The organism is Klebsiella sp. R445, from assembly GCF_051131755.1.
GTDB classification, from domain to species: domain Bacteria; phylum Pseudomonadota; class Gammaproteobacteria; order Enterobacterales; family Enterobacteriaceae; genus Klebsiella; species Klebsiella lignicola.
The window spans coordinates 2331355-2354029 of sequence record NZ_CP180446.1 but is presented as its reverse complement, the minus strand read 5'-3'; the positions used below and the strand labels follow the sequence as shown (position 1 = coordinate 2354029).

Sequence of the window (22675 nt, the reverse complement as noted above, 5' to 3'; positions counted from 1 at the left end):
CATTGCTCGCCAGACGAAGAACCGTCTGGCGATAATCCGTACAGCTTTACCCTGAAACAGTAAAATGAAATCGCTTTCAGACAAATCCCTAAACTTCTTTACGCATTATTTTGTTTTATTCTGGAGTTGGGGATTTCTGGCATCTGCTGGCTATAAAAAAAATAAATTGGCCTTTATTTGTATTATTTTGTTACATTCATTAAATTAATCGCTGGATTAACAATCATTTCACGCCGTAATCAGACTCGTTTCGCTCTGCACCCGCAGCAAGCGCACCTCTCCGAGAGCAACAGGCATTGTTAACGGACATCATAATGGCCTAAAATGCCGCTCGCGTCGCAAACTGACACTTTATATTTTCCCGCCGAAGATATTTTGTTGCTTTTTACTGTTACGAATTTGTTGGTTGTTTTCTTACACGTATTCATAACGTTAATTTGCCTCGTTTGTTGATGATTATTTCATCAGGCCTAATATCGGCTGCAAATAATGGGTTTTTGAGCTCCGTTGGTATTCATGCTGGCTTGACAAGCTTTTCCTCCGCTCCGTAAACTCCTTCTGGTGGGAATTTGTGGGTTAAAGTGGCGAAAAGGGGTGAGGCTGGCATGTTCCGTGGGGCAACGTTAGTCAATCTCGACAGCAAAGGCCGTCTGGCCGTACCGACGCGATACCGCGACGGGCTGATCGAAGACGCTTCCGGTCAACTGGTGTGTACCATTGACATTCATCACCCGTGCCTGCTGCTTTACCCCTTGCCTGAATGGGAAATCATCGAGCAAAAATTGTCGCGTTTATCGAGCATGAATCCCGTTGAGCGACGCGTACAGCGTCTGCTGTTGGGTCATGCCAGCGAATGTCAGATGGATAATGCCGGGCGTCTGTTGATTGCTCCGGTGTTACGGCAACATGCCGGGCTGACAAAAGAAGTGATGCTGGTCGGACAGTTCAATAAGTTTGAACTGTGGGATGAAACGACCTGGTATCAACGGGTCAAGGAAGATATCGACGCTGAGCAGTCCGCTACCGGGGAGCTATCGGAGCGACTGCAGGATTTGTCTCTATAAGATGATGGAAAATTTTAAACACACTACGGTACTGCTGGATGAAGCCGTTAATGGCCTGAATATTCGTCCTGATGGTATCTACATTGATGGGACCTTTGGTCGCGGCGGACACTCGCGTCTGATCCTTTCCCAACTGGGGGCGGAAGGACGACTGCTGGCTATCGATCGCGATCCGCAGGCTATCGCGGTGGCGAAGACCATTGATGATCCCCGCTTTTCCATCGTACATGGACCTTTCTCTGCGCTGGCTGACTATGTAAGTGAGCGCGGACTAACTGGCAAGATCGACGGGATTCTTCTCGATCTTGGCGTCTCTTCACCGCAACTTGATGATGCAGAACGCGGCTTCTCGTTTATGCGCGATGGACCGCTGGATATGCGCATGGATCCGACGCGCGGTCAGTCAGCCGCTGAATGGCTGCAGACTGCCGACGAAGCCGACATCGCCTGGGTGATCAAAACCTTTGGCGAAGAGCGTTTTGGTAAGCGAATTGCCCGTGCCATCGTTGAGCGTAACCGCATCGAACCCATGACCCGCACCAAAGAGCTGGCGGAAGTGGTAACGGCGGCAACGCCGGTGAAGGACAAATTCAAACATCCCGCGACCCGTACCTTCCAGGCGGTGCGCATTTGGGTGAACAGTGAACTGGAGGAGATAGAGCAGGCGCTAAAAAGCTCGCTCAGCGTGCTGGCCCCAGGCGGGCGGCTGTCGATCATTAGTTTCCACTCGCTGGAAGACCGTATTGTGAAACGCTTTATGCGTGAACAAAGCCGCGGTCCGCAGGTTCCGGCAGGGTTACCGATGACCGAAGAGCAGCTCAAAAAACTGGGCGGCCGTGAGTTACGAGCACTAGGCAAGTTGATGCCGGGCGAAGAAGAGGTGGCAGAGAATCCACGGGCCCGTAGTTCAGTTCTGCGTATTGCAGAGAGGACGAACGCATGATCGGCAGAGTGACAGAAGCCTTAAGCAAAGTTAAAGGATCGTTAGGAAGCAACGAGCGTCATGCCTTGCCTGGCGTCATCGGAGACGATCTTCTGCGGTATGGGAAGCTGCCACTCTGTCTGTTCATTTGCATCATCATTACGGCGATTACCGTGGTGACGACGGCGCACCATACCCGTCTGTTAACCGCGCAGCGCGAGCAGTTAGTTCTGGAACGTGACGCGCTGGATATTGAATGGCGAAACCTGATCCTCGAAGAGAACGCGCTCGGCGATCACAGTCGGGTTGAGCGGATCGCGACGGAGAAGTTGCAGATGCAACACGTCGATCCATCACAAGAAAATATCGTTGTACAAAAATAAGGATTATTGCGACGCATGAAAGCAGCGCCGAAAACGCTAAAACCAAAACGTCAGGAAGAACAGGCCAACTTTATCAGTTGGCGTTTTGCGTTGCTGTGCGGCTGTATTCTGCTGGCTCTGACTTTCCTGCTTGGCCGCGTGGCCTGGCTCCAGGTGATCAGCCCGGATATGCTGGTTCGTCAGGGTGACATGCGTTCTCTACGCGTGCAGGAGGTTTCTACCGCGCGTGGCTTGATTACTGACCGCTCCGGTCGTCCGCTGGCGGTGAGCGTGCCGGTGAAGGCCATCTGGGCCGACCCGAAAGAGCTGCACGAAGCGGGTGGCGTCAGCATTGATAATCGCTGGAAAGCGCTGGCTGATGCGTTAAACATGCCGCTGGATCAGCTGGCATCACGTATTAATACCAATCCGCGGATGCGCTTTATCTACCTGGCGCGTCAGGTTAACCCGGATATGGCGGATTACATCAAGAAGCTCAAGCTACCGGGCATCCATATGCGCGAAGAGTCGCGCCGTTACTACCCGTCAGGTGAAGTTACCGCTCACCTCATTGGCTTCACTAACGTGGATAGCCAGGGGATTGAAGGCGTTGAGAAGAGCTTTGACAAATGGCTTACCGGCCAGCCTGGCGAGCGTATCGTGCGCAAAGACCGCTATGGCCGCGTCATTGAAGATATCTCTTCAACCGACAGCCAGGCGGCGCATAACCTGGCGTTAAGCATCGATGAGCGTCTGCAGGCGCTGGTCTACCGCGAACTGAACAATGCCGTGGCGTTTAACAAAGCGGAGTCGGGAAGCGCCGTGCTGGTGGATGTCAGTACCGGTGAAGTGCTGGCGATGGCCAACAGCCCGTCATATAACCCGAACAATTTCTCCGGTACCGCCAAAGACATCATGCGTAACCGCGCCATTACCGACGTGTTTGAACCGGGTTCTACGGTCAAGCCGATGGTGGTGATGACCGCGTTGCAGCGCGGGATTGTGAACGAAAATACCGTACTGAATACCATTCCCTACCGAATTAACGGCCACGAGATTAAAGACGTGGCGCGCTACAGTGAATTGACCCTGACCGGGGTACTACAGAAGTCGAGTAACGTCGGTGTTTCCAAGCTGGCGTTAGCGATGCCGTCCTCAGCGTTAGTAGATACTTACTCACGTTTTGGGCTCGGAAAAGCGACCAATTTGGGGTTGGTCGGAGAACGCAGTGGCTTATACCCTCAAAAACAACGGTGGTCTGACATAGAGAGGGCCACCTTTTCTTTCGGCTACGGGCTAATGGTAACGCCGTTACAGTTAGCGCGAGTCTACGCAACGATTGGCAGCTATGGCATCTATCGCCCTCTGTCGATCACCAAAGTTGATCCGCCGGTTCCCGGTGAGCGTGTGTTCCCGGAACCTCTCGTTCGTACTGTTGTGCACATGATGGAAAGCGTGGCGCTGCCTGGTGGTGGCGGCGTGAAGGCGGCGATCAAAGGTTACCGCATTGCCATCAAAACCGGTACCGCGAAAAAAGTGGGGCCGGATGGCCGCTATATCAACAAATATATTGCTTACACCGCAGGCGTTGCGCCCGCCAGCCACCCACGCTTTGCGTTGGTGGTGGTGATCAACGATCCGCAAGCGGGTAAATACTACGGCGGCGCCGTTTCCGCGCCGGTCTTTGGTGCCATCATGGGCGGCGTTCTGCGCACCATGAACATCGAGCCGGACGCGTTGGCAACGGGCGAAAAAAGTGAATTTGTGATTAATCAAGGCGAGGGAACAGGTGGCAGATCGTAATTTGCGCGACCTTCTCGCTCCGTGGGTGCCAAATGCGCCGGAGCGAATTCTGCGAGAAATGACGCTGGACAGCCGGGTGGCTGCTTCCGGCGATCTCTTTATCGCGGTTTTGGGTCATCAGGCGGACGGGCGTCGTTATATCCCGCAGGCGATAGCGCAAGGTGTTGCTGCCATTATTGCTGAGGCCAAAGATGAGGCTGAAGACGGCGAAATCCGTGAGATGCACGGCGTGCCGGTTATTTATCTTAGCCAACTCAATGAGCGCTTATCGGCGTTGGCCGGGCGTTTTTACCATCAGCCTTCGGCGCAATTGCGTCTGGTAGGCGTCACCGGAACCAACGGTAAAACCACCACCACTCAACTGCTGGCGCAGTGGGCCAAACTGCTTGGCGATACCAGCGCGGTGATGGGAACGGTCGGTAACGGCCTTCTGGATAAAGTCATTCCGACGGAAAACACCACTGGTTCTGCGGTCGATGTGCAGCATGTGCTTTCCGGCCTCGCAGGGCAGGGGGCAACGTTTGCCGCCATGGAAGTCTCTTCCCACGGTCTGGTGCAGCATCGCGTAGCGGCGCTGCAGTTTGCCGCCTCGGTCTTTACTAACCTGAGCCGCGATCACCTCGATTATCACGGTGATATGGAACATTACGAAGCGGCAAAATGGCTGCTTTACTCCACGCACCACTGCGGTCAGGCGATTGTCAACGCGGACGATGAAGTAGGCCGCCGCTGGCTGGCGAAGCTGCCGGACGCGGTTGCGGTGTCGATGGAAGATCATATTAACCCGAACTGCCACGGCCGCTGGCTGAAGGCGACGGCGGTGAACTATCACGACAGCGGAGCGACAATTCAGTTTGATTCCAGCTGGGGCAAGGGCGAAATAGAGAGCCGCCTGATGGGCGCCTTTAACGTCAGTAACCTGCTGCTGGCGCTGGCAACGCTGCTGGCGCTGGGTTATCCGCTGGACGAACTGCTGAACTCGGCATCTCGTCTGCAGCCGGTCTGTGGGCGTATGGAAGTGTTCAGCGCGCCGGGCAAACCGACCGTCGTTGTGGATTATGCCCATACCCCGGATGCGCTGGAAAAAGCGCTGCAGGCGGCGCGTTTGCACTGTAACGGTAAGCTGTGGTGCGTCTTTGGCTGCGGCGGCGATCGTGACAAAGGCAAGCGTCCTCTGATGGGAGCCATTGCCGAAGAGTTTGCCGACATTGTCGTCGTGACCGATGACAACCCGCGTACCGAAGAGCCTCAGGCGATCATCAGCGATATTCTCGCCGGGATGCTTGATGCCGGGCACGCGAAGGTGAAAGAGGGTCGGGCTGAAGCGGTGACCAACGCCGTGATGCAGGCACAAGAGGGTGATGTGGTCCTGGTGGCCGGGAAAGGCCATGAGGACTACCAGATTGTTGGCAATCGTCGCCTTGACTACTCCGATCGCGTCACCGTGGCCCGTCTGCTGGGAGCGGTAGCATGATTCGCTTTACGTTAAGCCAACTCGCCGACATCACGCACGGCGAATTGCACGGTGGCGATCTGGCCATCGATGAAGTGACCTCGGACACCCACAAGATCACCAACGGCTGCCTGTTTGTGGCGCTGAAGGGCGAGCGTTTCGATGCTCACGACTTTGCGGAGCAGGCGAAGCAGGCCGGCGCGGGTGCGCTACTGGTGAGCCGCCGCCTGGCATGTGATTTACCGCAGGTTGTTGTGAACGATACTCGCCCGGCCTTTGGCGAACTGGCTGCATGGGTTCGCCAGCAGGTGCCGGCACGCGTCGTGGCGCTGACCGGTTCCTCCGGGAAAACGTCGGTGAAAGAGATGACCGCGGCGATCCTGAGCCAGTGCGGTAATACCCTGTATACCGCCGGTAACCTGAATAACGACATCGGTGTGCCGATGACGCTGCTGCGTCTGACCAAAGAACATGATTATGCGGTGATCGAATTAGGCGCTAATCATCAGGGCGAAATTGCCTGGACCGTCAGCCTGACGCGTCCGGAAGCCGCACTGGTCAACAACCTGGCCGCCGCTCACCTCGAAGGTTTCGGTTCGCTGGCCGGAGTGGCAAAAGCGAAAGGCGAAATCTTTACCGGTCTGCCTGAAAACGGCATCGCGATCCTCAATGCGGACAATAACGACTGGCTGAACTGGCAAACGGTTATCGGCGCACGCAAAGTCTGGCGCTTCTCGCCTGACGCGGCGCAGAGCGACTTTACCGCCACCAATATCCATATCACCAGCCACGGCACAGAATTTACCCTGCAAACCCCGGTGGGGAGCGTAGATGTCCTGCTGCCGTTGCCGGGTCGGCACAATATCGCTAATGCGCTGGCAGCAACTTCGCTGGCGATGGCGGTGGGCGCCGATCTCAGCGTGGTGAAAGCCGGTCTGGCGCAGCTGAAAGCGGTGCCGGGGCGTCTGTTCCCGATTGCGCTCACCGAAACCCAACTGCTGCTCGATGACTCCTATAACGCCAACGTCGGTTCGATGACCGCCGCGGTGCAGGTGCTCTCCGAGATGCCGGGTTACCGCGTCCTGGTGGTTGGCGATATGGCTGAACTGGGTGCAGAAAGCGAAGCTTGTCATCGCCAGGTCGGCGAGGCGGCGAAAGCGGCAGGGATTGACCGTGTCCTCAGCACCGGCGTGTTGAGCGCAGAAATTAGTCGCGCCAGTGGCACAGGTGAACACCTTAGCGATAAAGCATCGCTGGTGGCGCGTCTGCGCGAACTGACGTCAGAACACAAGATCATCACCATTTTAGTGAAGGGTTCACGTAGTGCCGCCATGGAAGAGGTAGTACGCGCATTACAGGAGAATGGAACATGTTAGTATGGGTGGCCGAACATCTGGTCAAATATTATTCCGGCTTTAACGTCTTTTCCTATCTGACGTTTCGCGCCATCGTCAGCCTGCTGACCGCGCTGTTCATCTCGTTGTGGATGGGCCCGCGCATGATCGCCCGTCTGCAAAAACTCTCTTTCGGCCAGGTCGTACGTAACGACGGTCCGGAATCTCACTTCAGTAAACGCGGTACCCCGACCATGGGGGGGATTATGATCCTCACCGCGATTGTGGTTTCGGTGCTGCTGTGGGCCTACCCCTCCAACCCGTATGTGTGGTGCGTTCTGACGGTATTGATTGGCTACGGCATTATCGGTTTCGTCGATGACTACCGCAAAGTGGTGCGCAAAGATACCAAAGGGCTGATCGCTCGCTGGAAGTATTTCTGGATGTCGGTAATCGCGCTGGGCGTCTCGTTCGCGCTGTACATGGCCGGGAAAGATACGCCAGCGACTCAGCTGGTTGTGCCGTTCTTTAAAGACATCATGCCGCAGCTGGGGATCCTCTACATCCTGCTGGCCTACTTCGTGATTGTCGGCACCGGTAACGCGGTCAACCTGACCGATGGCCTTGATGGCCTGGCAATTATGCCAACCGTATTCGTCGCCGCGGGCTTTGCGCTGGTGGCATGGGCAACGGGTAACATGAACTTTGCCAACTACCTGCACATTCCGTATCTACGACATGCTGGTGAACTGGTTATCGTCTGTACGGCGATTGTCGGCGCAGGGCTGGGCTTCTTATGGTTTAACACCTACCCGGCACAGGTCTTTATGGGCGATGTCGGATCGCTGGCACTGGGCGGCGCGCTGGGTATTATCGCCGTGCTGCTGCGCCAGGAGTTCCTGCTGGTAATTATGGGTGGTGTGTTCGTGGTCGAGACCCTGTCGGTCATTCTGCAGGTCGGCTCCTTTAAGCTGCGCGGTCAGCGCATCTTCCGTATGGCGCCGATTCATCACCACTATGAACTGAAAGGCTGGCCGGAGCCGCGAGTGATCGTGCGCTTCTGGATTATTTCGCTGATGCTGGTGCTGATTGGCCTGGCGACGCTGAAGGTACGTTAATCATGGCAGATTATCAGGGTAAAAAAGTCGTCATTATTGGCCTGGGCATGACTGGGCTATCTTGCGTGGACTTCTTCATGGCGCGCGGCGTGACGCCGCGGGTGATGGATACTCGCGCCACGCCGTCAGGCCTCGACAAGCTGCCTGAAGCGGTTGAACGTTACGTCGGCGGGCTGAACCGTGACTGGCTGCTGGCGGCGGACCTGATAGTGGCAAGCCCTGGTATCGCGCTGGCGCATCCTGCGTTGAGCGAAGCGGCGGATGCTGGCGTGGAAATCGTCGGCGATATCGAACTGTTCTGTCGTGAAGCGCAGGCGCCGATCGTTGCCATTACCGGCTCCAACGGTAAAAGCACCGTGACGACCCTGGTGGGCGAAATGGCGAAAGCGGCCGGCGTGAACGTCGGCGTTGGCGGCAATATTGGTCTGCCGGCCCTGATGCTGCTGGATGCGGATCGCGAGCTGTATGTTCTGGAACTCTCCAGCTTCCAGCTGGAAACCACCTCCAGTCTGCGGGCGGTTGCCGCGACAATCCTCAACGTTACCGAGGATCACATGGACCGCTATCCGCTGGGTTTGCAGCAGTATCGCGCTGCCAAACTGCGGGTGTATGAAAATGCGAAGACCTGCATCGTGAATGCCGATGACCGGCTGACGATGCCGGTTCGTGGCGCCGATGAGCGCTGCGTTAGCTTTGGTGTGGATGTCGGTGACTATCACCTTAACCGTCAGCAGGGCGAAACCTGGCTGCGGGTTAAAGGTGAAAAGGTGCTTAACGTGAAAGAGATGCACATCACCGGCCAGCACAACTACAGCAACGCGCTGGCGGCACTGGCGCTGGCGGATGCCGCCGGCCTGCCGCGTGCCAGCAGCCTCAAGGCGCTGACCACCTTTACCGGCCTGGCGCACCGTTTCCAACTGGTGCTGGATCACAACGGCGTTCGCTGGATTAACGATTCCAAAGCGACCAATGTGGGCAGCACCGAAGCGGCACTGAACGGGCTGCATCTCGACGGTACGCTGTACCTGCTGCTGGGCGGCGACGGTAAATCTGCCGATTTCACGCCGCTGACGCGCTATCTGACGGGAGATCATATCCGTCTGTACTGCTTCGGTCGCGATGGCGAACAGCTGGCGGCGCTGCGCCCGGACGTGGCAACCCAGACCGCAACGATGGAAGAGGCGATGCGCCAGATTGCGCCGCTGCTGAAATCGGGCGATATGGTGCTGTTATCCCCGGCATGTGCCAGCCTCGATCAGTTCAAGAGCTTTGAACAACGTGGCGATGTTTTTTCCCGTCTGGCTAAGGAGTTAGGCTGATGCGTTTATCCCTCCCGCGCCTGAGAATGCCTCAGTGGAGACTGCCGCGCCTGCCGGGGATGTTTATCTTCTCCTGGCTGTTCGCCGCGCTGAAAGGCTGGGTGATGGGCTCGCGTCAGAAAGATAACGATAGCCTGGTGATGTATGACCGCATGCTGTTGTGGCTGACTTTCGGCCTGGCAGCTGTCGGTTTTATTATGGTGACGTCGGCGTCGATGCCGGTTGGACAGCGCCTGGCCAACGATCCTTTTTTGTTCGCCAAGCGTGACGGATTATATATTCTGCTGGCGCTCGGGCTGGCGATGGTAACCCTGCGTCTGCCGATGGAGTTCTGGCAGCGGCACAGTACCGCCATGCTCATCGCCTCTATCGTGATGCTGCTGATCGTACTGGTGGTCGGTAGTTCGGTAAACGGCGCCTCGCGCTGGATTGCCTTCGGTCCACTGCGTATTCAGCCGGCGGAATTTACCAAGCTCTCGCTGTTCTGCTACATCGCCAACTATCTGGTGCGTAAAGGGGATGAGGTCCGTAATAACCTTCGCGGCTTCTTAAAGCCGATGGGCGTGATTTTCGTCCTCGCGATTCTGCTGCTGGCGCAGCCGGACCTCGGTACCGTGGTCGTGCTGTTCGTGACCACCCTGGCAATGCTGTTTCTTGGTGGCGCGAAGCTGTGGCAGTTCATCGCCATTATCGGCATGGGGATCTCGGCGGTGGTGCTGCTGATCCTCGCTGAGCCCTATCGTATTCGCCGCGTGACCTCCTTCTGGAACCCGTGGGAAGACCCGTTCGGCAGCGGTTACCAGTTAACCCAGTCGCTGATGGCGTTCGGTCGCGGTGAAATGTGGGGGCAGGGCTTAGGTAACTCGGTACAGAAACTGGAGTATTTACCGGAAGCACATACCGATTTCATCTTCGCCATTATCGGCGAAGAACTCGGTTATATCGGTGTGGTACTGGCCCTATTAATGGTATTCTTCGTCGCCTTTCGCGCCATGTCTATTGGGCGTAAAGCGCTGGAGATCAACCATCGCTTCTCCGGTTTCCTGGCATGCGCCATTGGTATCTGGTTCAGCTTTCAGGCGCTGGTTAACGTCGGGGCCGCGGCAGGTATGCTGCCAACCAAAGGTCTGACGTTGCCGCTGATCAGTTACGGCGGTTCCAGTTTGCTGATTATGTCAACGGCCATCATGTTGCTGTTGCGAATTGATTATGAAACCCGTCTGGAAAAAGCCCAGGCGTTTACACGGGGTGTTCGATGAGCGGTCAGGAAAAGCGGCTAATGGTGATGGCGGGCGGTACCGGTGGGCACGTGTTCCCGGGGCTGGCGGTCGCGCACCATTTAATGGACCAGGGCTGGCAGGTTCGCTGGCTGGGTACTGCCGATCGTATGGAAGCGGATTTAGTGCCGAAGCATGGCATTGATATTGATTTCATCCAGATTTCTGGCCTGCGCGGCAAAGGGCTCAAGGCGCAGCTGCAGGCACCGGTCCGTATCTTCCATGCCTGGCGTCAGGCGCGAGAAATCATGAAACGGTTCCAGCCGGATGTGGTGTTAGGCATGGGCGGATACGTTTCTGGCCCGGGCGGTCTGGCAGCGTGGTCGCTGGGTATCCCGGTAGTGCTGCATGAACAAAATGGTATTGCCGGTCTGACCAATAAATGGTTGGCGAAGATTGCAAAGAAAGTGCTGCAGGCGTTCCCTGGCGCATTCCCGCATGCCGATGTTGTTGGCAACCCGGTGCGGACCGATGTGCTGGCTCTGCCGTTACCCGAGCAGCGCCTGGTCGGGCGTCAGGGCCCAACGCGCGTGTTAGTAGTGGGCGGTTCTCAGGGCGCGCGCGTCCTGAACCAGACCATGCCGCAGGTGGCAGGGAAACTGGAAGGCGCGGTGACCATCTGGCACCAAAGTGGCAAAGGTGCTCAGCAGACGGTACAGCAGGCCTATGCCGATGCCGGGCAGCCACAACATAAAGTGACTGAATTTATTGATGACATGGCCGCAGCGTATGCCTGGGCCGATGTTGTTGTGTGTCGTTCCGGTGCGCTGACGGTGAGTGAAATTGCCGCAGCAGGTTTACCGGCGTTATTTGTGCCGTTTCAGCACAAGGATCGTCAGCAGTACTGGAATGCACTGCCGTTGGAGAAAGCGGGCGCAGCGAAAATTCTCGAACAACCTCAGTTCACCGTCGATGCCGTAGCGCAGACCCTGGCTGGCTGGGATCGGGAAACGCTGCTGGATATGGCGGAACGAGCGCGTAGAGCCTCGATTCCGGATGCTACCGAACGGGTAGCAGAAGAAGTGAGCGCTGTAGCACTGGCGCGCTAATCACGGTGAATCTCACCGTCCGTATAAAGATGTAGATGGCGTAAAGAATGAATACACAAGATCTGGCTAAACTGCGTTCCATAGTGCCCGAGATGCGTCGCGTCCGGCACATTCACTTTGTTGGCATTGGTGGTGCCGGTATGGGCGGTATTGCCGAAGTTCTGGCTAACGAAGGCTACCAGATTAGCGGCTCCGACCTGGCGCCGAATCCGGTGACGCAACAGCTGACGCAACTTGGCGCCACGATCTATTTCAACCATCGCCCGGAAAACGTGCGCGATGCGAGTGTGGTGGTAGTGTCCAGCGCCATTTCCGCGGAAAACCCGGAAATTGTCGCGGCACATGAAGCACGTATCCCGGTCATTCGCCGTGCAGAGATGCTGGCGGAGCTGATGCGTTTTCGCCACGGTATTGCTATTGCCGGTACGCACGGCAAAACCACCACGACGGCGATGGTTTCCAGCATTTATGCGGAAGCGGGCCTTGACCCAACCTTCGTCAACGGTGGGTTGGTGAAAGCGGCGGGGGTTCACGCCCGCCTCGGCCACAGTCGTTACCTGATTGCGGAAGCAGATGAGAGCGATGCGTCGTTCCTGCACCTGCAGCCGATGGTCGCTATCGTGACCAACATCGAAGCCGACCACATGGACACCTACCATGGCGACTTTGAGAATCTGAAGCAGACCTTTATTAATTTCCTGCACAACCTGCCGTTCTACGGGCGTGCGGTGATGTGTGTGGACGATCCGGTGATTCGTGAACTGCTCCCGCGTGTGGGTCGGCAGATTACCACCTACGGTTTCAGCGACGATGCCGACGTGCGTGTCGAAGAGTACCGTCAGATTGGCGCCCAGGGACATTTCCGCCTGGTTCGCCAGGATAAAGAGCCGCTGCAGGTGACGCTGAATGCGCCGGGTCGCCATAACGCGCTGAACGCCGCCGCCGCGGTCGCCGTGGCGACGGAAGAGGGGATTGAAGACAGTGCGATCCTGCGGGCGCTGGAAAGCTTCCAGGGAACCGGTCGTCGCTTTGATTTTCTCGGCGAATATCCGTTGGCCGCCGTCAACGGGAAAAGCGGTAGCGCGATGTTAATCGATGACTACGGTCATCACCCAACGGAAGTGGATGCCACGATTAAAGCCGCACGCGCGGGCTGGCCGGATAAAAATCTGGTGATGTTATTCCAGCCGCACCGTTTCACGCGTACCCGCGATCTCTACGATGATTTCGCCAACGTGCTGACTCAGGTTGATGCGCTGCTGATGCTGGATGTCTATTCCGCTGGCGAAGCGCCGATTCCGGGAGCCGACAGCCGCTCGCTGTGCCGTACTATTCGCGGTCGCGGTAAAGTTGACCCGATTCTGCTCTCCGATCCGGCACAGGCAGCTGAAATGCTGGCGTCGGTGTTGACCGGGAATGACCTGATCCTGGTGCAGGGCGCAGGAAACATAGGAAAAATCGCACGTCACCTGGCTGAAATCAAACTCGTGCCGCAAAAAACGGAGGAGGAGCACCGTGGCTGATAAAATCGCGGTTCTTTTTGGCGGCACCTCTGCCGAGCGTGATGTTTCACTGAATTCGGGCATCGCGGTGCTTGCAGGCCTGCGTGAAGCAGGCGTGGATGCGCATCCGGTTGACCCTCGTGATGTTGATGTGACCCAGCTGAAACAGATGGGGTTTAAGAAAGCGTTTATTGCGCTGCATGGCCGCGGTGGCGAAGATGGTACGTTGCAAGGGCTGCTGGAGCTGATTCAGTTGCCTTATACCGGTAGCGGCGTGATGGCATCGGCCATCTCCATGGACAAAGTTCGCAGCAAATTGTTGTGGCAGGGCGCGGGTTTACCCGTTGCACCGTGGGTGGCGTTGACGCGCACGCAGTTCGAAAAAGGCCTGACTACCGAGACGGAAGCACAGATTGCAGCCCTTGGGTTGCCATTGATTGTTAAACCGGCTTGTGAAGGTTCAAGCGTCGGTATGTCGAAAGTGAGCGAAAGTTGTGCATTACAGAGTGCATTGACGCTGGCTTTTCAGCATGATGAAGACGTTCTGATAGAAAAATGGCTGAGTGGCCCCGAATTTACCGTCGCTATCGTCGGTGAAGAAATTTTACCGTCAATTCGTATCCAGGTGGCTGGAACCTTCTATGATTATGAGGCGAAGTATCTCTCTGATGAGACGCAATATTTCTGCCCTGGTTGTGAGGATCTCGTCCGCGAGTCAGAAATTCAGGCTCTGGTACTTAAAGCCTGGAATGTTCTCGGCTGTAAAGGTTGGGGACGCATTGACGTGATGCTGGACAGCGATGGCCAGTTTTATTTGCTGGAAGCGAATACTTCCCCTGGCATGACCAGCCATAGCCTGGTGCCGATGGCGGCTCGTCAGGCAGGAATGAGCTTCTCGCAACTTGTTGTTCGCATTTTGGACCTGGCGGGGTGATATGTCGCAGGCTGCGCTGAATACGCGAAACCAGGAAGAAGAAGATAACGCTTCTTTGCGCCGGAGTAATGGAACTCGTCTGGCCGGGATTGTCTTCCTGCTAGCGGTGCTAAGTACCGTATTGGTCAGCGGGTGGATGGTTCTGGGCTGGATGGAAGATGCACAGCGTTTACCGCTGTCCAGAATGGTGGTCACCGGTGAACGTCACTACACGCGCAATGATGATATTCGTCAGGCGATTCTGGCGTTAGGTTCGCCGGGAACCTTTATGACCCAGGATGTCAACATCATCCAGAGTCAGATCGAGCGCCTGCCGTGGATTAAGCAGGCGAGCGTTAGAAAGCAGTGGCCGGACGAATTGAAGATTCATCTGGTTGAATATGTGCCGATTGCGCGTTGGAATGATCAACATATGGTGGACGTCGAAGGAAACTCCTTCAGCGTACCAGCGGATCGTACCAATAAGCAGAATTTACCGATGTTGTATGGCCCGGAAGGCAGTGAGAACGAAGTGTTGCAAGGGTATCGCGACATGGGGCAGGTACTGGCAAAGGATAAATTCACGTTGAAAGTCGCGGCGATGACCGCACGTCGCTCCTGGCAGTTGACGCTGAATAACGATATTAAGCTCAACCTTGGCCGCGGCGACACCATGAAACGACTTCAGCGCTTTATGGAACTCTACCCGGTTCTTCAGCAACAAGCGCAGACCGACGGCAAACGGATTAGCTATGTTGATTTGCGTTATGACTCGGGTGCGGCAGTGGGCTGGGTACCTGCTCCCGTAGAGGAAACTAACCAACAACAGAATCAGGCACAGGCAGAACAACAATGATCAAGGCGACGGACAGAAAACTGGTAGTTGGGCTGGAGATTGGCACCGCAAAGGTTGCCGCTTTAGTAGGGGAAGTTCTGCCCGATGGCGTGGTCAATATCATTGGCGTGGGCAGTTGTCCTTCGCGTGGTATGGATAAAGGCGGAGTGAACGACCTGGAATCCGTGGTGAAATGCGTACAGCGCGCCATTGACCAGGCCGAACTGATGGCGGATTGCCAGATTTCGTCAGTGTATCTGGCGCTTTCAGGTAAACATATTAGCTGTCAAAATGAGATCGGCATGGTGCCGATCTCAGAAGAAGAAGTGACGCAGGACGATGTTGAAAACGTGGTGCATACCGCGAAATCAGTCCGCGTACGCGATGAGCATCGTGTTCTGCACGTCATTCCGCAGGAATATGCCATCGATTATCAGGAAGGGATTAAAAATCCGGTGGGTCTGTCCGGCGTGCGTATGCAGGCGAAAGTCCATCTGATTACCTGCCATAACGATATGGCAAAAAATATTGTTAAAGCGGTTGAACGTTGTGGTCTGAAAGTAGACCAACTCATTTTCGCCGGTTTAGCGGCCAGTTATTCCGTTCTGACGGAAGATGAACGTGAGCTGGGTGTCTGCGTGGTGGACATCGGCGGTGGTACAATGGATATCGCCGTGTATACCGGCGGTGCGCTGCGTCATACCAAAGTGATCCCGTACGCGGGCAATGTGGTGACCAGCGATATCGCCTACGCCTTTGGTACGCCGCCGAGCGATGCCGAAGCGATTAAAGTTCGCCACGGTTGCGCGCTGGGTTCTATTGTCGGCAAAGACGAAAACGTCGAAGTGCCGAGCGTCGGTGGGCGTCCACCGCGCAGCCTGCAGCGTCAGACGCTGGCAGAGGTTATTGAGCCGCGCTATACCGAGCTGCTCAATCTGGTTAACGAAGAGATCCTGCAGCTGCAGGAGCAGCTTCGCCAGCAAGGGGTTAAACACCATCTGGCGGCGGGGATTGTATTAACGGGCGGCGCGGCGCAAATTGAAGGTCTTGCTGCCTGTGCTCAGCGGGTGTTCCATACGCAGGTGCGTATTGGTGCGCCGCTGAATATTACCGGATTAACGGATTATGCCCAGGAGCCGTATTATTCGACGGCGGTTGGGTTGCTGCACTACGGGAAGGAATCTCATCTTAGTGGTGAAGCAGAAGTAGAAAAACGCGTAACTGCATCAGTTGGCTCGTGGATTAAGCGACTTAATAGCTGGCTGCGAAAAGAGTTTTAATTTTTTCAGAGAACGCAGAAAATTAGCGTTCTCAGGCGACAGGCACAAAACGGAGAGAAACTATGTTTGAACCTATGGAACTGACCAACGACGCGGTGATTAAAGTCATCGGCGTCGGTGGCGGCGGTGGCAATGCCGTTGAGCACATGGTGCGCGAGCGCATCGAAGGTGTTGAATTCTTCGCGGTGAACACCGACGCGCAGGCACTGCGTAAAACGGCTGTTGGCCAGACTATCCAGATCGGTAGCGGTATTACCAAAGGTCTGGGTGCCGGCGCTAACCCGGAAGTGGGCCGTAATGCGGCTGACGAAGACCGTGAAGCGTTACGCGCTGCTCTTGATGGTGCAGACATGGTGTTTATCGCCGCAGGTATGGGCGGTGGTACCGGCACCGGTGCAGCACCTGTTGTGGCTGAAGTGGCGAAGGATCTGGGTATCCTGACCGTTGCGGTCGTCACTAAGCCGTTTAACTTTGAAGGCAAAAAACGCATGGCGTTCGCCGAACAGGGGATCACTGAGCTGTCCAAGCATGTGGACTCTCTGATCACCATTCCGAACGACAAGCTGCTGAAAGTGCTCGGTCGTGGTATTTCTCTGCTGGATGCTTTCGGCGCGGCAAACGACGTGTTGAAAGGTGCAGTACAGGGTATCGCCGAGCTGATCACCCGCCCGGGTCTGATGAACGTCGACTTTGCGGATGTGCGCACGGTGATGTCAGAGATGGGTTATGCGATGATGGGTTCTGGCGTCGCAAGCGGTGAAGACCGTGCGGAAGAAGCCGCTGAAATGGCGATCTCTTCTCCGCTGCTGGAAGATATCGATCTGTCCGGCGCGCGCGGCGTTCTGGTCAACATCACCGCGGGCTTCGACCTGCGTCTGGATGAGTTCGAAACCGTGGGTAACACGATCCGTGCTTTCGCATCGGATAACGCGACCGTGGTTATCGGTACTTCTCTTGACCCGGACATGAACGACGAACTGCGTGTGACCGTCGTTGCTACCGGTATCGGCATGGACAAACGTCCGGAAATCACCCTGGTGACCAACAAACAGGTTCAGCAGCCGGTGATGGATCGCTACCAGCAGCACGGTATGGCACCATTAACTCAAGAGCAGAAACCGGTCGCAAAAGTGGTGAACGACAACACGCCGCAAACTGCGAAAGAGCCGGATTATCTGGATATTCCAGCTTTCCTGCGTAAGCAAGCCGATTAAGAATTGGCTGGAAGTTGGGCATCAGCGCTCTTTGTGCTAAACTGCCCTCCCGAATGTATAATATACTTCGGTTGGATAGGTAACTTGGCGAGATTATACGATGATCAAACAAAGGACTCTTAAACGTATCGTTCAGGCGACTGGCGTCGGTTTGCATACCGGCAAGAAAGTCACCCTGACGTTACGCCCTGCGCCGGCAAATACCGGGGTCATCTATCGTCGCACCGACTTGAATCCACCGGTTGATTTTCCGGCTGATGCCAAATCTGTGCGGGATACCATGCTCTGTACTTGCCTGGTGAACGAGCATGACGTGCGGATTTCAACAGTCGAGCACCTGAATGCCGCACTGGCTGGCCTGGGCATTGACAACATTGTGATTGAAGTCGATGCGCCGGAAATTCCAATTATGGATGGTAGTGCTGCGCCGTTCGTTTATCTGTTGCTGGATGCCGGCATCGATGAACTGAACTGTGCGAAGAAATTTGTCCGCATCAAAGACACCGTGCGTGTTGAAGATGGCGACAAATGGGCTGAATTCAAACCGTACAATGGTTTTTCGTTGGACTTTACCATCGACTTTAACCATCCGGCGATTGATGCAAGCAACCAGCGCTACGCGATGAACTTCTCTGCTGATGCATTTATGCGCCAGATTAGTCGCGCTCGTACTTTTGGTTTTATGCGTGATATCGAATATCTGCAGTCCCGCGGCCTGTGCCTGGGCGGCAGCTTCGATTGTGCCATCGTTGTTGACGATTATCGCGTATTGAACGAAGACGGTTTGCGCTTCGAAGATGAGTTTGTCCGCCACAAAATGCTGGATGCGATTGGTGACCTGTTTATGTGTGGTCACAATATCATCGGTGCATTCACGGCGTTTAAATCAGGTCACGCATTGAATAACAAATTGCTGCAGGCCGTCCTGGCAAAACAGGAAGCCTGGGAATATGTGACTTTCGAAGACGAAGCAGAACTGCCGCTGGCGTTCCGTGCACCGTCAATGGTTATGGCATAAGCCTGACCATTCAGTAAAATCGACTGGTAACCTGGTACCCTCTCCGGCCAGGGGACCAGTCTTTTTTCTTTTTTAGCCTTCCCCTCCCATGGCTGCTGTAATTCTCCTGCGCTGTTCATTGTTCGTTCGCTGTTTTATTGAGCGCTTTTGACTTGCCAGATCTGTCATTCATGCTGCCGTAGCGCCGTATTAATGGTAGTATTTGGGCGCAAAATTTTTTCCTGGGGTTGCTACAACTAAAGGTAACGTACGTGAGTGGATTGCTGACGCGCTGGCGACAGTTTGGCAGACGATATTTCTGGCCGCATCTCCTGTTGGGGATGGTCGCGGCTAGTCTCGGCTTGCCTGCGCTTAGCAATAGCCACGAAACCACGTCACCGGCGAAAGCAACGGCCAGTAACCATAATCCAACGAAAGTTAATTTCTCCCAGCTGGCGCTGCTGGAAGCCAGTCGTCGACCTAATTTCACCGTCGATTACTGGCATCAGCATGCAATACGCACGGTCATTCGCCATCTGTCATTTGCCATGGCACCGCAGGCGCTGCCGGTTGCGGAAGAATCTTCGCCATTACAGGCGCAGCACCTGGCTTTACTCGACACGCTCAGCGCACTGCTGACGCAGGAGAGCAAGCCGCCGGTTGCGGTTCGTCTTCTGGCCTACAACCCGTCCCATTCTGCCTTTAGTATCTCAGCCTGGATTAGCCAGGTCGCCGGGATCCGCGCAGGGCCTCAACGTCTCAGCTAAACGAAAAACGGATTATTCTTTTTTGTGACTCCGCGATGCGGGGCGTTTGAGATTTTATTATGCTAATCAAATTATTAACTAAAGTTTTCGGTAGTCGTAACGATCGTACCCTGCGCCGTATGCGCAAAACCGTTGGCGTGATCAACGCCATGGAACCGGCAATGGAAAAGCTCTCTGATGACGAGCTGAAAGGTAAAACTGTCGAATTCCGAGCTCGTCTTGAGAAAGGTGAAAGCGTTGAGAGCCTGATCCCTGAGGCCTTTGCGGTAGTACGTGAAGCCAGTAAACGTGTGTTCGGGATGCGTCACTTCGACGTCCAGCTGCTGGGCGGTATGGTGCTGAACGAGCGCTGCATCGCGGAAATGCGTACCGGTGAAGGTAAAACTCTGACCGCAACCCTGCCGGCGTATCTGAACGCACTGTCAGGTAAAGGCGTCCACGTGGTTACCGTCAACGACTACCTGGCACAGCGTGATGCTGAAAACAACCGTCCGCTGTTCGAGTTCCTCGGGATGACCGTCGGTATCAACATGTCCGGTCTGCCTGCGCCTGCCAAACGTGAAGCGTACGGTGCGGATATCACCTACGGTACCAACAACGAATACGGCTTTGACTACCTGCGTGACAACATGGCGTTTAGCCCTGAAGAACGCGTACAGCGTAAGCTGCACTATGCGCTGGTGGATGAGGTGGACTCCATCCTCATTGATGAAGCGCGTACTCCGCTGATCATTTCTGGTCCGGCGGAAGACAGCTCAGAAATGTACAAACGCGTTAACAAGATCATCCCGCACCTGGTGCGTCAGGAAAAAGAAGACTCTGACACCTTTACCGGTGAAGGCCACTTCTCTGTCGATGAGAAAGCGCGTCAGGTTAACCTGACCGAACGTGGTCTGGTGCTGATTGAAGAACTGCTGGTGCAGGAAGGCATTATGGACGAAGGCGAATCGCTGTATTCACCGTCCAATATTATGTTGATGCACCACGTAACGGCTGCGCTGCGCGCCCACGTGCTGTTCACCCGCGACGTTGACTACATCGTTAAAGATGGCGAAGTCATTATTGTCGATGAGCATACCGGTCGTACGATGCAGGGTCGCCGCTGGTCTGATGGTCTGCATCAGGCCGTTGAAGCGAAAGAGGGTGTGGATATCCAGAATGAGAACCAGACTCTGGCCTCCATCACTTTCCAGAACTACTTCCGTCTGTACGAGAAGCTGGCAGGGATGACCGGTACCGCGGATACCGAAGCCTTTGAATTCAGCTCTATCTACAAACTGGATACCGTGGTCGTGCCGACCAACCGTCCGATGATCCGTAAAGATATGGCGGATCTGGTCTATATGACCGAAGCGGAAAAAATCCAGGCGATCATCGAAGATATTAAAGAGCGTACTGCTGCTGGCCAGCCGGTACTGGTGGGTACCATTTCGATTGAGAAATCAGAAGTGGTTTCAAATGAACTGACGAAAGCCGGTATCAAACACAACGTACTGAACGCTAAGTTCCACGCCAGCGAAGCGGATATCGTTGCGCAGGCGGGCTATCCATCAGCGGTGACCATCGCGACCAACATGGCCGGTCGTGGTACCGATATTATGCTCGGTGGTAGCTGGCAGGCCGAAGTGGCAGCGCTGGAAGATCCGACGCCTGAACAAATCGAGCAAATTAAAGCCGACTGGCAGATTCGTCACGATGCCGTACTGGCTGCAGGTGGTCTGCACATTATCGGTACCGAGCGTCATGAATCGCGTCGTATCGATAACCAGCTGCGTGGCCGTTCTGGTCGTCAGGGTGATGCCGGTTCTTCCCGCTTCTACCTGTCGATGGAAGATGCCCTGATGCGTATCTTCGCCTCCGACCGTGTTTCCGGCATGATGCGTAAGCTGGGGATGAAACCGGGCGAAGCGATTGAGCACCCGTGGGTCACCAAAGCCATCGCTAACGCCCAACGTAAAGTGGAAAGCCGCAACTTTGATATTCGTAAGCAGCTGCTGGAATATGATGATGTGGCGAACGATCAGCGTCGCGCCATCTATAGCCAGCGTAACGAACTGCTGGACGTGTCCGATGTTAGTGAAACCATTAACAGCATCCGTGAAGACGTTTTCAAAGTGACCATCGATGCCCATATCCCGCCGCAGTCTCTGGAAGAAATGTGGGATGTTGAAGGCCTGCAGGAACGTCTGAAAAACGACTTCGACCTTGAGCTGCCGCTGAAAGAGTGGCTGGATAAAGAGCCGGAGCTGCATGAAGAGACGCTGCGTGAGCGTATTCTGCAGAGCGCGGTTGAAACCTATCAGCGTAAGGAAGAAGTGGTTGGCACCGAAATGATGCGTCATTTCGAGAAAGGTGTCATGCTCCAGACCCTCGACTCCCTGTGGAAAGAGCACCTGGCGGCAATGGACTACCTGCGTCAGGGTATCCATCTGCGTGGCTATGCGCAGAAAGATCCGAAGCAGGAATATAAGCGCGAATCCTTCTCCATGTTCGCAGCGATGCTGGAATCCCTGAAGTATGAAGTGATCAGCACCCTGAGCAAAGTTCAGGTTCGCATGCCGGAAGAAGTGGAAGCGATGGAGCAGCAGCGTCGTGAAGAAGCTGAACGTCTGGCGCAGATGCAGCAGCTCAGCCATCAGGATGACGACACTGCCGCCGCCGCTGCACTGGCCGAGGAAACCGGCGACCGTAAAGTGGGCCGCAACGATCCTTGCCCGTGCGGTTCTGGTAAAAAATATAAACAGTGCCACGGCCGTCTGAGCTAATCTCAGAGAGTAAAAAATAAAGGCGCAGATATCTGCGCCTTTTTTATGGAATGAAGACAATGAAAAAACTGCAAATTTCCGTCGGCATTATTCGTAATCAGCAGGGCGAAATCTTTATTACCCAGCGGGCATCAGATGCCCATATGGCCAATAAACTTGAGTTTCCCGGTGGCAAAATTGAAGCCGGAGAAACCCCGGAACAAGCGCTGGTGCGTGAGCTTCAGGAAGAAGTCGGGATTACGATAGCGTCTTCCCGTCTGTTTGATACCCTGGAGTACCAGTTCCCGGATCGCCATATTACGCTGTGGTTCTGGCTGGTTGAGGCCTGGTCGGGGGAACCGTGGGGGAAAGAGGGTCAGCCAGGGCGCTGGATTGCGCAGCGGGCGTTAGTCGCAGAGGCATTCCCGCCGGCGAACGAACCGGTGATCACCAAATTAGTGCAGGCGGCATCGTAAACACCGTTGCCCGGCCTCTTCACATATGGCCGGGCTAGCGCGATTATTGCTGCTGCTCTTCGCTCCAGTCATCGCTGTCGGACAGATCGCCAGCGCTGGGGATCCGTTTTTCTTCCGCCGCCCACTCGCCGAGATCGATCAGCTGACAGCGCTTAGAGCAAAATGGCCGAAACGGGCTTTGTTCATTCCAGGCTACGGTCTTACCGCAGGTAGGGCAGTTGACTATCGTCTCTTCTGACATTTTTA

20 protein-coding genes are annotated in these 22675 nt (G+C 55.3%); 19 read left to right on the top strand and 1 reads right to left on the bottom strand.

All coding sequences use genetic code 11. From position 1 onward, the window contains the following. The first annotated feature begins 605 nt into the window (after positions 1–605). The 19 genes from mraZ to mutT all read left to right on the top strand — a co-directional run bounded on the left by mraZ (position 606) and on the right by mutT (position 22429). Positions 606–1064, top strand: coding sequence for a division/cell wall cluster transcriptional repressor MraZ (gene mraZ / locus ACMYSN_RS10965; RefSeq protein WP_123757506.1), 459 nt, complete (start codon positions 606–608; stop codon positions 1062–1064). Between the two features lies 1 nt (position 1065). Then, complete coding sequence (gene rsmH / locus ACMYSN_RS10960; RefSeq protein WP_004857852.1) at positions 1066–2007, top strand: 16S rRNA (cytosine(1402)-N(4))-methyltransferase RsmH; 942 nt, start codon at positions 1066–1068, stop codon at positions 2005–2007. Next, positions 2004–2369 carry a cell division protein FtsL gene (gene ftsL / locus ACMYSN_RS10955; protein ID WP_123757505.1) on the top strand — a complete coding sequence of 122 codons (366 nt, stop codon included), beginning with the start codon at positions 2004–2006 and terminating at the stop codon, positions 2367–2369. The genes rsmH and ftsL overlap by 4 nt, the downstream gene beginning before the upstream one ends. A 15-nt stretch (positions 2370–2384) precedes the next feature. Continuing rightward, positions 2385–4151 carry a peptidoglycan glycosyltransferase FtsI gene (locus ACMYSN_RS10950; protein WP_123757504.1) on the top strand — a complete coding sequence of 589 codons (1767 nt, stop codon included), beginning with the start codon at positions 2385–2387 and terminating at the stop codon, positions 4149–4151. Continuing rightward, positions 4138–5625, top strand: coding sequence for a UDP-N-acetylmuramoyl-L-alanyl-D-glutamate--2,6-diaminopimelate ligase (murE, locus tag ACMYSN_RS10945; RefSeq protein WP_174509140.1), 1488 nt, complete (start codon positions 4138–4140; stop codon positions 5623–5625). The genes ACMYSN_RS10950 and murE overlap by 14 nt, the downstream gene beginning before the upstream one ends. Further along, complete coding sequence (gene murF, locus ACMYSN_RS10940) at positions 5622–6980, top strand: UDP-N-acetylmuramoyl-tripeptide--D-alanyl-D-alanine ligase (RefSeq protein ID WP_462498001.1); 1359 nt, start codon at positions 5622–5624, stop codon at positions 6978–6980. The genes murE and murF overlap by 4 nt, the downstream gene beginning before the upstream one ends. Continuing rightward, positions 6974–8056 carry a phospho-N-acetylmuramoyl-pentapeptide-transferase gene (gene mraY, locus ACMYSN_RS10935; RefSeq protein WP_462498000.1) on the top strand — a complete coding sequence of 361 codons (1083 nt, stop codon included), beginning with the start codon at positions 6974–6976 and terminating at the stop codon, positions 8054–8056. The genes murF and mraY overlap by 7 nt, the downstream gene beginning before the upstream one ends. A 2-nt stretch (positions 8057–8058) precedes the next feature. After that, the gene (gene murD / locus ACMYSN_RS10930) at positions 8059–9375 is read left to right on the top strand and encodes a Mur ligase family protein (RefSeq protein WP_462497999.1); all 1317 of its coding nucleotides are present in this window, start codon (positions 8059–8061) and stop codon (positions 9373–9375) included. Next, positions 9375–10634, top strand: coding sequence for a cell division protein FtsW (ftsW, locus tag ACMYSN_RS10925; protein WP_123757499.1), 1260 nt, complete (start codon positions 9375–9377; stop codon positions 10632–10634). Before murD ends, ftsW begins: the two co-directional genes overlap by 1 nt. Next, positions 10631–11701 (top strand): UDP-N-acetylglucosamine--N-acetylmuramyl-(pentapeptide) pyrophosphoryl-undecaprenol N-acetylglucosamine transferase, encoded by a 1071-nt coding sequence (murG, locus tag ACMYSN_RS10920; protein ID WP_462497998.1) that lies wholly within the window; start codon positions 10631–10633, stop codon positions 11699–11701. The genes ftsW and murG overlap by 4 nt, the downstream gene beginning before the upstream one ends. Before the next feature lie 47 nt (positions 11702–11748). Continuing rightward, on the top strand, positions 11749–13224 hold the full coding sequence (murC, locus tag ACMYSN_RS10915) for a UDP-N-acetylmuramate--L-alanine ligase (protein WP_154144512.1): 1476 nt from the start codon (positions 11749–11751) through the stop codon (positions 13222–13224). Beyond that, a complete protein-coding gene (locus ACMYSN_RS10910) occupies positions 13217–14137 on the top strand; it encodes a D-alanine--D-alanine ligase (RefSeq protein WP_462497997.1) in 921 nt (306 codons plus the stop codon). Before murC ends, ACMYSN_RS10910 begins: the two co-directional genes overlap by 8 nt. Before the next feature lies 1 nt (position 14138). Next, entirely contained in the window at positions 14139–14972 is an 834-nt protein-coding gene (gene ftsQ, locus ACMYSN_RS10905; RefSeq protein WP_123757495.1) for a cell division protein FtsQ, read from the top strand. Next, entirely contained in the window at positions 14969–16231 is a 1263-nt protein-coding gene (gene ftsA, locus ACMYSN_RS10900; RefSeq protein ID WP_123757494.1) for a cell division protein FtsA, read from the top strand. The genes ftsQ and ftsA overlap by 4 nt, the downstream gene beginning before the upstream one ends. Positions 16232–16293: 62 nt before the next feature. Further along, complete coding sequence (ftsZ, locus tag ACMYSN_RS10895) at positions 16294–17445, top strand: cell division protein FtsZ (RefSeq protein WP_004857884.1); 1152 nt, start codon at positions 16294–16296, stop codon at positions 17443–17445. Positions 17446–17545: 100 nt separating this feature from the next. Continuing rightward, positions 17546–18463 (top strand): UDP-3-O-acyl-N-acetylglucosamine deacetylase, encoded by a 918-nt coding sequence (gene lpxC / locus ACMYSN_RS10890; RefSeq protein ID WP_123757493.1) that lies wholly within the window; start codon positions 17546–17548, stop codon positions 18461–18463. 251 nt (positions 18464–18714) lie between these two features. Next, positions 18715–19209, top strand: coding sequence for a secA regulator SecM (secM, locus tag ACMYSN_RS10885; RefSeq protein WP_462497996.1), 495 nt, complete (start codon positions 18715–18717; stop codon positions 19207–19209). Positions 19210–19268: 59 nt separating this feature from the next. Continuing rightward, entirely contained in the window at positions 19269–21974 is a 2706-nt protein-coding gene (gene secA / locus ACMYSN_RS10880; RefSeq protein ID WP_462497995.1) for a preprotein translocase subunit SecA, read from the top strand. A gap of 59 nt (positions 21975–22033) precedes the next feature. After that, positions 22034–22429: a (deoxy)nucleoside triphosphate pyrophosphohydrolase gene (mutT, locus tag ACMYSN_RS10875; RefSeq protein ID WP_462497994.1), complete on the top strand. Its 396-nt coding sequence runs from the start codon at positions 22034–22036 to the stop codon at positions 22427–22429. Between the two features lie 43 nt (positions 22430–22472). Here the strand turns inward: mutT and yacG are convergent, their stop codons facing one another. After that, positions 22473–22670, bottom strand: coding sequence for a DNA gyrase inhibitor YacG (gene yacG, locus ACMYSN_RS10870; protein ID WP_123757489.1), 198 nt, complete (start codon positions 22668–22670; stop codon positions 22473–22475). Positions 22671–22675: the final 5 nt, after the last annotated feature.